The 13,312-nt window shown below is 31.1% G+C and carries 12 protein-coding genes; 9 read left to right on the top strand and 3 right to left on the bottom strand.

Annotated elements, in window-relative coordinates; all coding sequences use genetic code 11:
* Window positions 1-43: 43 nt before the first annotated feature.
* The 3 genes from MKZ14_RS17895 to MKZ14_RS17885 all read left to right on the top strand — a co-directional run bounded on the left by MKZ14_RS17895 (window position 44) and on the right by MKZ14_RS17885 (window position 4,794).
* The gene (locus MKZ14_RS17895; RefSeq protein WP_339280276.1) at window positions 44-1,138 is read left to right on the top strand and encodes a dsDNA nuclease domain-containing protein; all 1,095 of its coding nucleotides are present in this window, start codon (window positions 44-46) and stop codon (window positions 1,136-1,138) included.
* A 62-nt stretch (window positions 1,139-1,200) separates the two neighbouring features.
* The gene (locus MKZ14_RS17890; RefSeq protein ID WP_339280275.1) at window positions 1,201-2,898 is read left to right on the top strand and encodes a hypothetical protein; all 1,698 of its coding nucleotides are present in this window, start codon (window positions 1,201-1,203) and stop codon (window positions 2,896-2,898) included.
* Window positions 2,899-3,366: 468 nt separating this feature from the next.
* The gene (locus MKZ14_RS17885) at window positions 3,367-4,794 is read left to right on the top strand and encodes a reverse transcriptase domain-containing protein (protein ID WP_339280274.1); all 1,428 of its coding nucleotides are present in this window, start codon (window positions 3,367-3,369) and stop codon (window positions 4,792-4,794) included.
* A 350-nt stretch (window positions 4,795-5,144) separates the two neighbouring features.
* On the opposite strand, the gene MKZ14_RS17880 is transcribed toward MKZ14_RS17885, so the two are convergent.
* Entirely contained in the window at window positions 5,145-6,281 is a 1,137-nt protein-coding gene (locus MKZ14_RS17880) for a site-specific integrase (RefSeq protein WP_339280273.1), read from the bottom strand.
* A 225-nt stretch (window positions 6,282-6,506) separates the two neighbouring features.
* Between MKZ14_RS17880 and MKZ14_RS17875 the strand changes: the two genes are divergently transcribed.
* From MKZ14_RS17875 to MKZ14_RS17850, 6 genes are all read left to right on the top strand, one after another.
* On the top strand, window positions 6,507-6,875 hold the full coding sequence (locus MKZ14_RS17875) for a cyclic-phosphate processing receiver domain-containing protein (RefSeq protein WP_128568360.1): 369 nt from the start codon (window positions 6,507-6,509) through the stop codon (window positions 6,873-6,875).
* An 869-nt stretch (window positions 6,876-7,744) separates the two neighbouring features.
* Window positions 7,745-8,347: a hypothetical protein gene (locus MKZ14_RS17870; protein WP_128568359.1), complete on the top strand. Its 603-nt coding sequence runs from the start codon at window positions 7,745-7,747 to the stop codon at window positions 8,345-8,347.
* A gap of 75 nt (window positions 8,348-8,422) precedes the next feature.
* A complete protein-coding gene (locus tag MKZ14_RS17865) occupies window positions 8,423-8,545 on the top strand; it encodes a hypothetical protein (protein ID WP_016994791.1) in 123 nt (40 codons plus the stop codon).
* Between the two features lie 595 nt (window positions 8,546-9,140).
* Complete coding sequence (locus tag MKZ14_RS17860) at window positions 9,141-9,482, top strand: hypothetical protein (protein WP_016994790.1); 342 nt, start codon at window positions 9,141-9,143, stop codon at window positions 9,480-9,482.
* A gap of 272 nt (window positions 9,483-9,754) precedes the next feature.
* Window positions 9,755-9,979, top strand: coding sequence for a hypothetical protein (locus MKZ14_RS17855; protein WP_036221088.1), 225 nt, complete (start codon window positions 9,755-9,757; stop codon window positions 9,977-9,979).
* 808 nt (window positions 9,980-10,787) lie between these two features.
* Window positions 10,788-11,354 carry a recombinase family protein gene (locus tag MKZ14_RS17850; RefSeq protein WP_339280272.1) on the top strand — a complete coding sequence of 189 codons (567 nt, stop codon included), beginning with the start codon at window positions 10,788-10,790 and terminating at the stop codon, window positions 11,352-11,354.
* Window positions 11,355-11,671: 317 nt separating this feature from the next.
* Here the strand turns inward: MKZ14_RS17850 and MKZ14_RS17845 are convergent, their stop codons facing one another.
* The gene (locus MKZ14_RS17845; RefSeq protein ID WP_339280271.1) at window positions 11,672-12,823 is read right to left on the bottom strand and encodes a tyrosine-type recombinase/integrase; all 1,152 of its coding nucleotides are present in this window, start codon (window positions 12,821-12,823) and stop codon (window positions 11,672-11,674) included.
* Between the two features lie 34 nt (window positions 12,824-12,857).
* Window positions 12,858-13,142 carry a helix-turn-helix domain-containing protein gene (locus MKZ14_RS17840; protein ID WP_337982757.1) on the bottom strand — a complete coding sequence of 95 codons (285 nt, stop codon included), beginning with the start codon at window positions 13,140-13,142 and terminating at the stop codon, window positions 12,858-12,860.
* Between the last annotated feature and the right edge of the window lie 170 nt (window positions 13,143-13,312).

The following is a 13,312-nucleotide window of genomic DNA, read 5'->3' as shown; positions in this document are numbered from 1 at the left end:
ATTTATTTGGCCAACAAATTTTTAATTCTTGGAGGAATTGCTCATGCAGACGATATTGAATAGTAGCTTAAGAGAAAAAGCTGGCTCTGATAGCTATAACAGGTTTGAATATCAAGCTCATTGGATTGTATATCATATGATACAAGAATATAAAAATGGAAATGATTATATTATATTTTGTGAATTTCATGATGATATGGCTAAATCGAAACAAGGTGAAAGTTGTGCGGAATTTTTTCAAATAAAGACATCTGCGAAATATAAAGAATGGTCTTTTTCACGTTTATTTAATAGGACAAAAAAACAAGATGGAAGTTATAAACACTCATTTCTAGGGTTTATATTTTATAATTTTTTAAACTTTAAAAATGAATGTAACAAATGTCACTTTGTTTCTAATATAGGAATGGATACTGAAGTTTCTACGTGGCAATCCGTAATTGAGGACAATAAAGAATTGAAAGTAGTAAATCCAGATTTATATAAAAAGATTCGAGAGTTGCTTTTATTAGAGTATGCGAATATAGAACCAGATATTTTTAATGAATGCTTTGAAAGTTTTGTTCAAAATACTTTTTTATATCAAGGTGATTTATCTTTGGACAACTATGAAAAAATAGTTGCTGGAGAATTTTTCCAAGCATTAGATAACAAGGATATATACACTTCAAACAGTAATAAAATTTTGAGAGATATAATAGATGAAGTTAGAAAGAAAAGTAAAACTCTCATTAAAATGCCCATTAGTTATACAAGTCTCGTAAGGAAAAAAGGGGTTTCCTCAGAGGTTTTTTCTAAACTGAAACAAGTTATGTCAAGTTCGGATAGTAGCTTATATGACAGAATAGAATCAGAACTTTCTAATAGTCTACCACCGATAACTTACAAACTTATTATTAGGTTGCTTAAAAAGCATCATCAAAAATTATTGGATATTAATGATTTATTGTATCAGGAAACTACATTGAACTTAGAAAATATAATAGATGAGGTTCTAATTGAAAATATCACTGATATTGGAAATGTAAAAGTATTGATAGAGCATATTAAAAAGAAATTTGAAGCATCAATAACTATCAAACATCCAGACTTCAATGACCTATTAGTGGAGGCCATATTTTATGAAAAAACTATCTAATGTCGAAGTATTAAAATATAAAAGATTAATTAGAAAATTAAGAGTGAAAGAAGAGTGTAGAAATGAAAAGGTTCAAGCTCGAGAAATTAATAGTAATAAGTGATTCAGAAAAAAAATCTAAGGAAATTAGTTTCAGCTATGGTTTAAATATAGTTATAGGTGAAAATAAAACAGGGAAATCCTCATTGATTAAAAGTATTTTTTATACTTTAGGTTGTGAGTTGAAAATGGAATCTAGTTGGAAACGTCTGATCAGTCTTTTTTATTTGAAATTTAAATACGGGGAATACTTATATGAACTTATTAGAGTAGGTAAGAGATTTATATTATTTGAAATAAAGGATGAGGAAGTGCATCTTCTAATTGATACATCAAGTTTCCACGAGTTCTGTGATTTTCTTACCTTAAGTATATTCGAAATTGATTTTCCTTTCATTACAAATGAGTTAAGAGAAATAAATGTAACTACACCTATTCTTTGGAGATTTCAATATATTGACCAAGACACTGGGTGGGGGAAAATAGGCGAAAGTTTTACAAATATGAGATATATAAGAAATTGGAGAGAACATAGTAATAAATTTGTAATTGGGTATCAGGCAGAGGAATTTTATAAAACAAAAAAGTTAATCAATATCTGTCAAGACGAAGTGAAAAAATTAAAAGTTAAACACGAAAATATAGAAGAATTAATAAGTCGGATCAATGAAAAAATAAAAATTAATGAATCGAAGAATATTATTGAAAATGTTGAACCGGTTAATTCTCTTCTCAATAAAATTGATTTTTTAGAAAAAGAAAGCTTTAGACTTAAAGAGAGTCTATCTAAACTAAAAAACTTAAGATATGAAAAATTAATGTCACTAAAAATGTTAGAAAATATGATTAGTGATCTTGAATTAGATTTTGATTTTGCAAAAAATGAATCAGATGAATTAATTTGTCCTTTTTGCGGAACTACCCATCAAAATACGATTGTACACCGTACCGAGATTGTAAAGGATATTCAAACAGGTAACGAATTAGTAAAAGAATATAGAATCGAACTTACTAAGTTAGAAAATGATATTCAAGAAACTTCCCATGAACTTAAGAAACTCCATGGCGAACTAAAAATAAACAAAACAAAGTTAGAAAAAGAACGTGATGGTATATCTTTAATAAATAATTATAAGACTGAAGGAAAAAAAGAATTTATTAAGATTAGTAATGAAGAAGGAAATCTAATTCAAAAAGATATTGAAAATAAAATAATTGAAATAGAAAATTATAACGAAACATTAAGTAGTTATAAATCTAATAAGAGAGTTAAAGAAATTAAGAATGATTTTAATGAACATTACATACCTATTTTAAATTTATTAAACGTACCAACAACATTTTTAAAATTAAAAGATTTTGTTCAAGTATTGGACAATACAGGTAGTGAATTGCCAAGATTAATTTATGCTTATCATATAGCTTTATACAAGTATAATTTATCAAAGGATAGAGGAATCTTTAGTTGGCTAATTGTAGATACACCAAATCAACAGGGGCAAGATAATCAGAATTTGAAAAATATCGATAAAGTCTTAAGTGAGGTCTTAACAAAAAAAGGTCAATTTATTTTAGGTACGGAGAGACCAACAGGTTATGAGGATAGAGCTGCTAAAGTAATTAAATTAGATGGATATAAACAAACTTTAGATAGCAATTCATATTTAGAGCATAAAAAGTATATTGAATGGTTAATGCAAAAAACAGAGATATCTGTTTAGTTGTTTTTAAGGTAGTAATGTAGAGATATTTGTATGCAATGAACCAATGTTTTACTAATCCTTAACCAAGTCAATAAGTTGCCTTATTTTCAGTCTTTTTTAACTAATTATTTTTACTTAGATAGGTGAAAAATTAACTTATTGAAACTACCTTAAAAAAGATTTTTGTGGTAATATTTAACACATAGGTTTTAACCTATAGCGTGTGTAAATATACACGCGTCCCGATAATCGGTATAGGGCATTCGTTTCGATGATTTATAATCAGATTATAGACGTTGAAACCGAATGGAGGATAATGCTAATGAATCTCTTAATGCAACTATTAATTGACTTATCAGTTTATCCAGCAGTCTTATATTACATATGAGACTGTTAGAACTTTAACCTATCTTGTCAAGATAGGGAGGCGGTTGAACCTTATTCCTCCTTGCCCACCGCCGCAGGAAATGGAGGAATACCTACTTTATGGAAGAAAGAGTTTTTTTTGAAAAAATGGTGACAAAAGAAAATATTAAAAATGTATTTGACGAGTATATTGCTCTAAAGACTGATAATTTAACTGAAGAAAATAAAGTGAAAGTTCCAGAAGGTCTAGATAACACTGACTATAATTTATTTCAAAAAACACTTCCTCATCAAGTTGATATGATTTTCAAAAGAATTAGAAGAGGAAATTATTTTTTTTATCCTTTAAAAGAAATAGAAATTTCAAAAGATCCTCAATTAAATATAAAAGAAGCAAAGAAACTTGGGAAAACAAGAGTGTTATCTATAGCTACTATAAGAGATGTAATTACTCAAAAGATGTTATATGATTTCTTAAGTCCAATTACAGAAAAAGAATTTAGTCAATTGCCTTATGTTAGTTTTGCATATCGTAAAAACGTAAATGCCCAAAAAGCAGCGCAAAAGGTATACAAAGAGCTAAATGAAGGGTATGTTTACGCTTTAGATGCTGATTTAAAAGGTTTTTTTGATACTATACCTCATGATAAACTTTACGATCAAATTCAGATTTTCTTTAATGATATGCCAAAAATCCAAAAAATTTTATATCGTTTTATTCATGTTGATAAAGGATATAAAAGAAAGAATAGAAATAGGATTATAAGAGTAAGAAGAAAAGAAGGCATTCCTCAGGGAGGAATTATTTCTGGAATGCTTGCGAATATTTATTTACATCAATTTGACCGCTGGGTAATTTCGGCTTTAAAAGCTAAATATAATATCAGATATACTAGATATGCAGATGATTTTATTATTTTAGCAAAATCTGAAGATGATATTATTAAAGTAAAAGAAGAATGCGAAAAATATTTAGATAGTATTGAATTAATACTACATCCAAATCCCGACAAAACTAAGATTAGCGAGGTAAATAGCAAGAAGGGTATAGACTTTGTTGGATTTACAATATCAAAAAGCAATATTGGTATAAAAAAATCAAATGTTCTGAAATTCCAAAAAAGAATTGAAGATATTTTAAAAACGACGGACTTTAGTAAAAGGAAAGCTTTGGAGCTATTAAAGTTAAGATTAAGTTATAAATACTTTGGAAATGATTATAAAAAATTTAAATGCAAAAATTGTGGTGAATTTGAAAAAACAAGAAATTGGATGCGATTTTTTTTAATTATTACAGACTATAATCAATTAAAAATGCTGGATAATTGGGTATACAAATCTATTAATTTTTATTACTTCCAGGCGACAGGAAAGAGATTACCTAAAAAACACTTAAAAAAATTGGATTTTCCATCTTTAGAAAAGCTTTATTATGAATATCGTAAGCAGTTAAAAAAAGAAACTAAATCTTGTAAGTGTACAATTATGGATAAAGATTTATACGCAACAGAAGATCCTTACAAGGAGTTGTTTAATATATATTCATAATTAATTCATTTACTATCTTATTGATTAAGTATACTGCATTTTCTTTTAATATAGCTTTGACTAAGTAAATTATTATAAACTATTAGTCTCCGTAAGCATTTTTAGCAAACCTTATTTATTCCTTTGTAAGAGCAATTTTCGGTGGTCAGAAATGCCTTGTAAATGTTGATATTACAAGGCTTTCTAATTTGATAGGTAGAACACCCGCCGTCTCCATACGTATATTTTCTAGAGTTGTCTAGAGTGGTCAAAACCCTTGTATATCAAGGGTTTTTTCTTTTTAGTTGTACTGAGTTTTCTGGGCTTTTTATCGAAAACTGGTCAAAAATCTGGTCACTTTTGGGTCAAATTTATGAGTTCAAGTACGTAACAAATTTATTAATTGTTTCGTTTTTTGCACGCTTTGATAGGTGCGTATAAATGTTGAGCGTTGTTTGCACATCTGTGTGACCTAATCGTTCTTGTACTTCTTTGACACTTGCACCCGCTTCGAAAAGCAAAGAGCAGTGCACATGTCGAAAAGAATGGACATGTGTGTAAGGTAAGTTGTATTTATCGATAATTTTCATAAGCCATCTTCTAGGGATTGTTTGCTGCAATAAGCCATTTTGTTCGTTTGTAAACATTAATTGGCTTTTGTCATTCGCATTTGGAAATTTAACTTGCTGAATCTTTTTCCATTCGGATAAGATGCGGCATGTTTCATCATCGATTAAAAGCTGGCGTATCGTATCAGTTTTCGTTGTTTTGATATAAAGCTTGTTATTTTTACCTCTTGAAAGAGCTTTTGTAATGAGCAGTTCCTTTGTATCGAAATTTAAATCCGCCCAGGTTAATGCAAGTGCCTCCCCTTTACGGATACCTGAAAAAGCAAGCAGGTAGAAAAATGCGGTTATTTGAGCGTTACCATACTGCTTTAAGCATTGAAGAAAGTCAATTAGCTGCTCTTTTGAATAGTAGTTGACCTCGGTATCTAATACAGCAGAAGCTCTGATTTTTGGCAGGTCTACTAGCTTGAATGGATTAGAACTGATGTAATCACGCTTAATAGCAAAATCAATTACTTTAGATGCGTAAGTTTTAACCATTCGAAATCTTTTTAGTTTCAATGAACAGTCATCAACAAAGCTTTGGCAGATTGCTACACTCAATTTCTCAATTCGGTAGTGACCTAATGCAGGTAGAATATGATTCCTGAAAATTCCTAGTGTTTTGACGAAGGTGCTTTCTTCGACAGTTCTTTCGTAGTGTTGAATCCAGACATTATATATATCCTCGTATGTTTCTGTTTTAGGTTTCTTAAATTCGCCTTTACTAACTTCAATTCTTAATTGAGCTAAGGCAAGATTCGCCTCTTTTTTTGTTTGAAAGCCGCGTCTAGTAACATGAATTTGTTTGCCTGTTTCGCTATCCATCCCTAAATAAAGCTTAAACATGTAGTAGATTTTGCCATCTTTTTTTGTATATGATTTAATATTGTCTTTCATTGAAATGCCTCCTAGAACCATACAGGGAAACTAGGGGTACAGTTAATGCTGCGATTAACTATATTGTAAGTATAGCGTATAAAAAATGGTTTCCCAATAAATCAGCTACCTTTATTTTGGTAGCATTTAATGATAGTAAAAAGGCTATTTGTAATTAGTGGTTGTATATTTGCAAAATCCTTTATTACACTACACAATTGAAACAAACGATGCATTAAGGATGTGATGATTTTGGGTACACAAAAGATAAATCTTTATGTTGATGATTTAAGAGATTGTCCGAGTGGTTTTGTTGTGGCAAGAACGTTTCAAGAAGCAATTCACTTACTTGAAAATCACGAAGTAGATATACTTTCTCTTGACCATGATTTAGGCGAAGATCTACAAGGTAACCTATTGCCAACAGGTTATGACTTAGTAAAATATATTTGTGAAAAAGGGTTACGGGCAAACAAAATATATATTCATACTGATAACCCTGTTGGTAGAGAAAATATGTATCAAACATTGCATGGGGCAAAGCGAAGAGGTTTCATTGATTCAGATATTGAAATTTATCACTATCCGATTGCTAAGAATAATTACTCTGGTTAGTTATTTGCAAAACATAGGCAGCACATTCCATTAAAATTAATGAATACTCAATAGCAATCAAATAAGGTATCCCACTACTTATTGTGAATACCTGTTAAAAATAGAGAAAGAACAAGTGCCAAAATACAAATGTACTTTGGCACGGATTGAGATTCAATTAACAATCATTTATACAGTTTGATTAAGTGACTTTACTAATATATTTCCTAATTCAGGGATGCAATGAATATAGACATATCTTTTGTTGTTTTTATATCTATGTGACCTAAGAGGTGTTGGATAAATTCAACATCTTTTGTTTGGTAATACATGCGAGTAGCTCAAGTGTGACGTAAGCCGTGAACTGAAACAAGCTTTAAGCCATGTTGAGTTTGGAATTTTTTTAACCAACTATTTAAATTAGAGTTGATGTAAAAAGTATTTTTATTGTTTAGGAAGATAAACTGTTTATCGCCTTGATGCTCAATATTTTGCAAATTTAATTGCTCTGCTTGGAGGTCCTGCCATTTTAATAATGCTTGAAAAGTTTTATCATCAATATCAAGTGTTCTTTCATCATAGTTCTTCGTATCTTTAATATAAAGCTTATTTAATTCGTCCGAACCAACGGCATTGAAAGCTTTGTTGTATCTAAGTTCAAACGATCCTGCATAAAAAGGTTATTTGATTGGAATATAAAAAAACACTTAAAACATTGATGTGACAACGTTTTAAGTGTTCCTTTGTATCCCAAAACTTGCATTTGGGAACGTTTTTTTGTATGGATTTGTATAAATACTATTTTTTAACACAAAATTAATTTGTTGACACATGTGAACACATGTGTTTAAATATGATTAACACATGTGTTCACAAATTATTTAGGAGTGATGTATATGAATAAACATTATTGGTTATTAAGACCCTTACCTCATGGCACAGATCATCTTGAAAATTTTTTAAAAACTAATTTTATTGCAGTAGGCTATCCTGTAGGTGAAGATTTATCTGACTTTAGTTTTAACGATATGCGTACCATTTTAAGTAAGAACGATATGGAAGAAGGAATTGGTAATCTACATTCTTTAGTAAAGGGAATGAGTATTGGAGACGTAGTAGTTGTTCCTTCTACAAATAAAAAGGATATCTATTTTGCGGAAATTGAATCAGATTATATCTACGACAAGACAGTTGATATAAACGTAGAAGGACTAGGCTATCCTCATCAACGTAAAGTAAAGTGGCTGTTAAATAAACAATCAATTCTTCGGTCAGAATTACCTGACGAGTTAAGAGGATCACTAAGATACCCTGGGGCTGTTGCTGATTTAACTAAACATGCCCAGTTAATCGAACAACTAATTAATGGGACAATTACAGAAGTAACAGCATTAGAAACGGATGCCATTGATGTTATTAAAGATTTATTAAATAGCAAAGATGATTCAATCCGTTTAAAAGCTGCTGAACTGGTTTTAAAGTTTAAGTTATAAAAACAACCTTCAAAATTGACCCAACCTTGTCTTAAAGAAGAATTTTAATGAAAAAGCTATACAGGAGGGACAAACATGGGCTTGAAACGTACAACAAAGAGAAAATCTACACAGCCTCACACCAAAGTTACTAATCATGGATTTGATAAAACTATTAAGAAAATTGATAAGGCGATTGCTCTGCTTGAACGAAAATAGCTCAATTAGTAAGCTTCGAAATAAAGGATAACATTTACTTACAAAACAAAGTGCCCAAAGCATCGTTTGGGTACTTTTCTTTGCTTAACGATATAAATCCTCATAAATCTGACAGAACTCCTTGTAAAACTCTCTAAAAATCAAATCTGTGAGTGCTTTTTGCATGGAGTAACCGCAACTCTCATGCCTTTGATTTAAATTAAGCATAAAAAACTACGGATGTTCTATCATCCGTAGTCACTTTCACTAAAAAGGTAAACCGCCCTCTCCCTCCAAGTTGAATAGTGGTTTACTTTTCTGCTAATCGCCTTTGAAGCACTAATAATATACCACAAAACGAACATTCGTTTTTCTTTATTTTCTGTATTTTATATTTTCTAGTGTTGGTCGGCTGTAACTATACGTACAATTTTTCGGTTTTGTCGTCTGTATCCCAGGTAAAATAAAAAAGATTAAAAACCCTCTTTTTTTCCTATTTGTCTTGTGGAGAACGTTTAATATATACGGCAATCTAGTTTATTTACATACCAATTGAATATCGCGATTCAAAGCACGTAGAATGATAATACGAACACGTTATGAAAGGAACGATTCTTTGCTAGCACAGCAAATTAAGCACGATTTAGCAGTAGCATTACAAGACGAATTCAATACACATAAGCTGTACAAGCATGTGGCTCAGACGATACGAACGCTACTAGACGCTCAGCTAGATGAAAAACAATACGTAGAATGCTATTTTAATGACTACATGGTGAAAGCTGGGGTATTAGAGCGTTACGAAAATAAAGAACTTTCTATTATTGTTCTTGTATTTCGAGAAAATATTAACGGTGAAATATTGATTCAATTAAATATCGCTGGAAATTGGTTAATCTTGTACAATCAGCTTTCAAATGCAATGATTGAGATTATTGATTGGCGAAAAATAGAGTAGATGCAAATTTTGCATCTCTTTTTTTGCTCAAAATGGGTAGGGGAGATTTAATACATGAATAAATACGAAGGGTGTATGCTGCTGTTTAAGCTATAGTATAAAGTTACTTTCTAAACAATTAAAAACATGTCTGATGGTGTATTAGAGAATATCGCAGTACACCACTTTTATAATATAATAGAGGAAACATTAGATATTATGGAGGTGATTGTATTATAAAAGAAGAAACAAGAGACATATTATTATATATTGCATCAAGCTTTTATTCGAGTATGCAACAAACCGCTAGATGCTTAGCCTACTTTTTTATCGTTTTCTATGTTCCATATGTGCTCGCTCATTGGGTGATGGTAACATATGCACAGGTTGATCCGCTACAATTCATACACGTATATGCGTATACAGTGACGCTGGCATTCCCATTAATGATGATCGTATCGCATTATATTCCAATGGAGTTAAATTTTGAAACGATGCAATTTGAGGTCGTTGACTAAATGGCTCTCAGTTGAATCGGGAATTAACTTTAAATACAAACTTATCCATCTGAATTCATCTCATGCTTATTGGTCATGTAATATCGGTAAGCCTTTTTTATGATTAAATACTTTCCCTCTTCAATTTACATGTGTATTAATCTTTTGGACATTAGTATTGTAGAATCGCGAGGTGTAAGCTGTTGGTAAGGGCGAAGCAATGATGATGGCTATACGTTTTTCAACACAATCGTATCTGTAATTGCATTGTCATTTGCTATTACTAAAAAAATAAACCGCCCTCGCCCCCAAAGCTGAGTAGTGGTTTATTTTTTTGCTTTTTCATTCGCTAATCGCCTTTGAATCGATTTTGCTTATTGCTAAGATTGCTTGGTGTACCACCACTAAACAGTCTTATTTGTAAAATTATAGCATGAACTTTGAATTTTCTCTATACGGTTTGGATTAAATTATTAATTTTGATGTTCTCAAATTTGTGTGATTTATCCCTAGTAAAATGTATGTTAAGTAACATTTTTACTACTCCTTTTAAACGTGAATTATGCCCGCAGAGAATACGTGTAAAGTACACGAGTAAACTTGCTGTCTCGATAATCTTTTCTACCAGAATGGTCTAGTATTTCAGTTGCGATAAGGCTCACATTTCAATCGCGAAATACACGTCTATAAAACCATCGTTTAGTAGACGATTTGAAGATGGAGCTTAAATTAACGTTTAGGCTTCCTTTTTTTTGTTGTTTTTGTCTATAAACTCGTCTATTATATAATGTATATAAAACGTATGAGTTTGTAGAAAGTGGTGTCTTAAATGGGACGAATAATAGGATATTGTCGTGTTAGTACGGAAGATCAAAATTTAGATATGCAGGAGCAAGCAATTGAAAAATATGCTAAAGAAAAAGGATTAGAACTAATCATGTATGTAGAAAAGATTTCTAGTCGTAAAGTAGGAAGGCAAGAACTTGAACATGCTATAAAAGCTGCAACTAGTGGAGATTTATTTGTTGTGTTTAAATTAGATCGTTTAGCTAGAAGTACGAAAGAGTTATTTACATTAACAGGTGAATTAAATGAGAAGGGCGTAGAATTTGTTTCAATTAATGATGCATTTGATACTACTACTCCAACAGGTAAAGCAATGTTTGGTATGTTAGCTGTATTCGCTGAATTTGAAAGGGATATTATTCAGCAAAGGACAAAAGCTGGATTAGAAAGTGCTAGAAAACGCGGGCGTGTTGGAGGCAGACCCGCTATTGATGATAAAGTAAAGAAGCATGTACGAGCATTGTTTGAAGCAGGAGAAAGTGCTACAGATATTGCAAAGGAGTATGGTATTGGTAGGGCAACCGTATATAAAATTATTAAAAATAATTAAATGTAAAGTAGGGGGAACTTGTATTAATGATTTGAGAGCGTACTGCATGACATCACTTCTAAGCCACCAGCAACAATTGAGACAATTGAGTGAAGATAATTAATAAAAATATAAAAAGCCTGGTAGAGCCTTATCTAATAAGGTTTTTGCCAAGCTTTTTTTATAATTAATATATAAATAAAAGGGTTAGTTTTGAGTATTTTTATACTTATTGCGAATACCTGTAAAAAAAATTTGAAAGAAAAAATGCCAAAATACAAATGTACTTTGGCACGAATTGAGATTCAACTAACAATCCCTTTTGCAGTATGATTAATTTACTTATCTGATAGAGTGTGTAATTCAGGAATACAATGAATATACGTATCTATCGTTGTTGCTATTTTTGAGTGACCTAAGAAACGTTGAATAAATTTTACATCATTCGTTTGATAATAGATACGAGAAGCACAACTGTGACGTAAGCCATGAACTGAAACGAGCTTTAAACCATGTTGGATTTGGAATCTTTTTAACCAGGCATTTAACTTGCAGTTATTATAAAAAGTATTTTTATTGTTTGGAAAGATAAACTGCTCGCTGCCTTGATGCTCAAGATTTTGCCACTTTAATTGCTCTGCTTGAAGTTCCTGCCAATTTAATAGTGCTTGGAAAGTTTCGTCATCAATATCAAGCGTTCTTTTGCCAAGATTCTTTGTACGTTTAATATAAGGCTTATTCGATTCGTCCGTACCAATTGCTTGATGAATGAGGATTTTTTTATTTTGAAAATCAATATCTTGCCATTGTAGTGCAAAAAGTTCTCCTTTGCGTAAACCTAAATTTACAAGCACGAGAAAAATTGCGATTTTTGAAATATCATCTGTTGCTTTCAGTTTTTGAATAAATGCATCCAATTCATCTGATGTATAAAACAGTTTTTCAATTTGTTGATTGTTTTCCTTACTTTCCTGCTTTTTTTCCCATGACCGCAATCCATTAAGTTTAATGGGGTTTTTGGGGATGTAATCGTTATAGAAAGCCTGTTGTAAGCATTTATTTAGTTCGATTGCTACCTTTGACGGTTTCCTTAATTTATCTTTCCATACTTCAAATGACCGTAAAGTATCTTGATAGGAAATATTTTTAAGCTTTAGATTTCCATAGAAAGGAAGGATGTGATTTTTAAACATACCTTTAATTTTCCCTAAAGTACTTTTTTCGAGATTACAAGTTAGAAGGAAGTCTTCATAGAAAGAATGATAGAATTGCTCAAATGTAAGGTTTGGATTATCAGTATCATTTCGTTGTAGCATTTCCGCTTGTTTTTGGGCATAAAAAGCTTTTGCTTCAGTTTTTGTTTTAAAACCACGCTTTGTAATATCGATTTGCTTTTTCGTATAAGGATCGATACCCCCATACATTTTCACCATATAATGAGGAACGCCTCTTTTCATATATTCTTTAACTGCTTTGTCCATTGTTGTCATTAGAATGATCTCCTTTTGTGTTTTCCATTATTTTTTATGCTTGTATATTTTTTAAAAAGTGATTGATTTCCGTTTTGGAGAATCGCTTGCTGCGACCAATTGAAATACCTTTAAGCCCTTGATCGATGAGCTTTTGTAAACTTTTATAGGAAATTCCGATATAGTCGCAAGTTTCCTGAATGTTCATCCACTCTTTAGCTGCATGCTCATTATGCTGACCAATTGTTTCACCAAGTTTTTTTTCAAGGATTTTTTCAAGGCTTTGTGTAATTAAGCTTTCAATTTTTTCTTCGATTGATTTTTCAATAGTTTGTTCCATTTGTTTGTTCCTCCGTAATAGATAGTAAGTGTTATTAAGTCAGTAAAGAATTGCTACCCCATGCTATACACTTGCAGAAATGAATATTCATAAAAAAAGTGTCGGACACATCCGATTGTCGGAAGATGTGAAGCCAGCTGAAGTATAGCTATGACACTCTACAAACTTGA

Origin of the sequence: Lysinibacillus sp. FSL P2-0066, from assembly GCF_037969495.1 — a bacterium.
Lineage (GTDB): Bacteria > Bacillota > Bacilli > Bacillales_A > Planococcaceae > Lysinibacillus > Lysinibacillus boronitolerans.
The sequence above is the reverse complement of the archived record's forward strand: the minus strand, read 5'-3'. Positions and strand labels throughout refer to the sequence as shown.

What these genes read in the sequence shown, in the direction of transcription:
- MKZ14_RS17875 (WP_128568360.1), top strand. Translation starts at nt 6,507, where the DNA reads ATGATTTTGGGTACACAAAAGATAAATCTTTATGTTGATGATTTAAGA.
- MKZ14_RS17885 (WP_339280274.1), top strand. Translation starts at nt 3,367, where the DNA reads ATGGAAGAAAGAGTTTTTTTTGAAAAAATGGTGACAAAAGAAAATATT.
- MKZ14_RS17890 (WP_339280275.1), top strand. Translation starts at nt 1,201, where the DNA reads ATGAAAAGGTTCAAGCTCGAGAAATTAATAGTAATAAGTGATTCAGAA.
- MKZ14_RS17895 (WP_339280276.1), top strand. Translation starts at nt 44, where the DNA reads ATGCAGACGATATTGAATAGTAGCTTAAGAGAAAAAGCTGGCTCTGAT.
- MKZ14_RS17865 (WP_016994791.1), top strand. Translation starts at nt 8,423, where the DNA reads ATGGGCTTGAAACGTACAACAAAGAGAAAATCTACACAGCCTCACACC.
- MKZ14_RS17855 (WP_036221088.1), top strand. Translation starts at nt 9,755, where the DNA reads ATGCAACAAACCGCTAGATGCTTAGCCTACTTTTTTATCGTTTTCTAT.
- MKZ14_RS17845 (WP_339280271.1), bottom strand. Translation starts at nt 12,823, where the DNA reads ATGACAACAATGGACAAAGCAGTTAAAGAATATATGAAAAGAGGCGTT.
- MKZ14_RS17840 (WP_337982757.1), bottom strand. Translation starts at nt 13,142, where the DNA reads ATGGAACAAACTATTGAAAAATCAATCGAAGAAAAAATTGAAAGCTTA.
- MKZ14_RS17850 (WP_339280272.1), top strand. Translation starts at nt 10,788, where the DNA reads ATGGGACGAATAATAGGATATTGTCGTGTTAGTACGGAAGATCAAAAT.
- MKZ14_RS17870 (WP_128568359.1), top strand. Translation starts at nt 7,745, where the DNA reads ATGTATATGAATAAACATTATTGGTTATTAAGACCCTTACCTCATGGC.
- MKZ14_RS17880 (WP_339280273.1), bottom strand. Translation starts at nt 6,281, where the DNA reads ATGAAAGACAATATTAAATCATATACAAAAAAAGATGGCAAAATCTAC.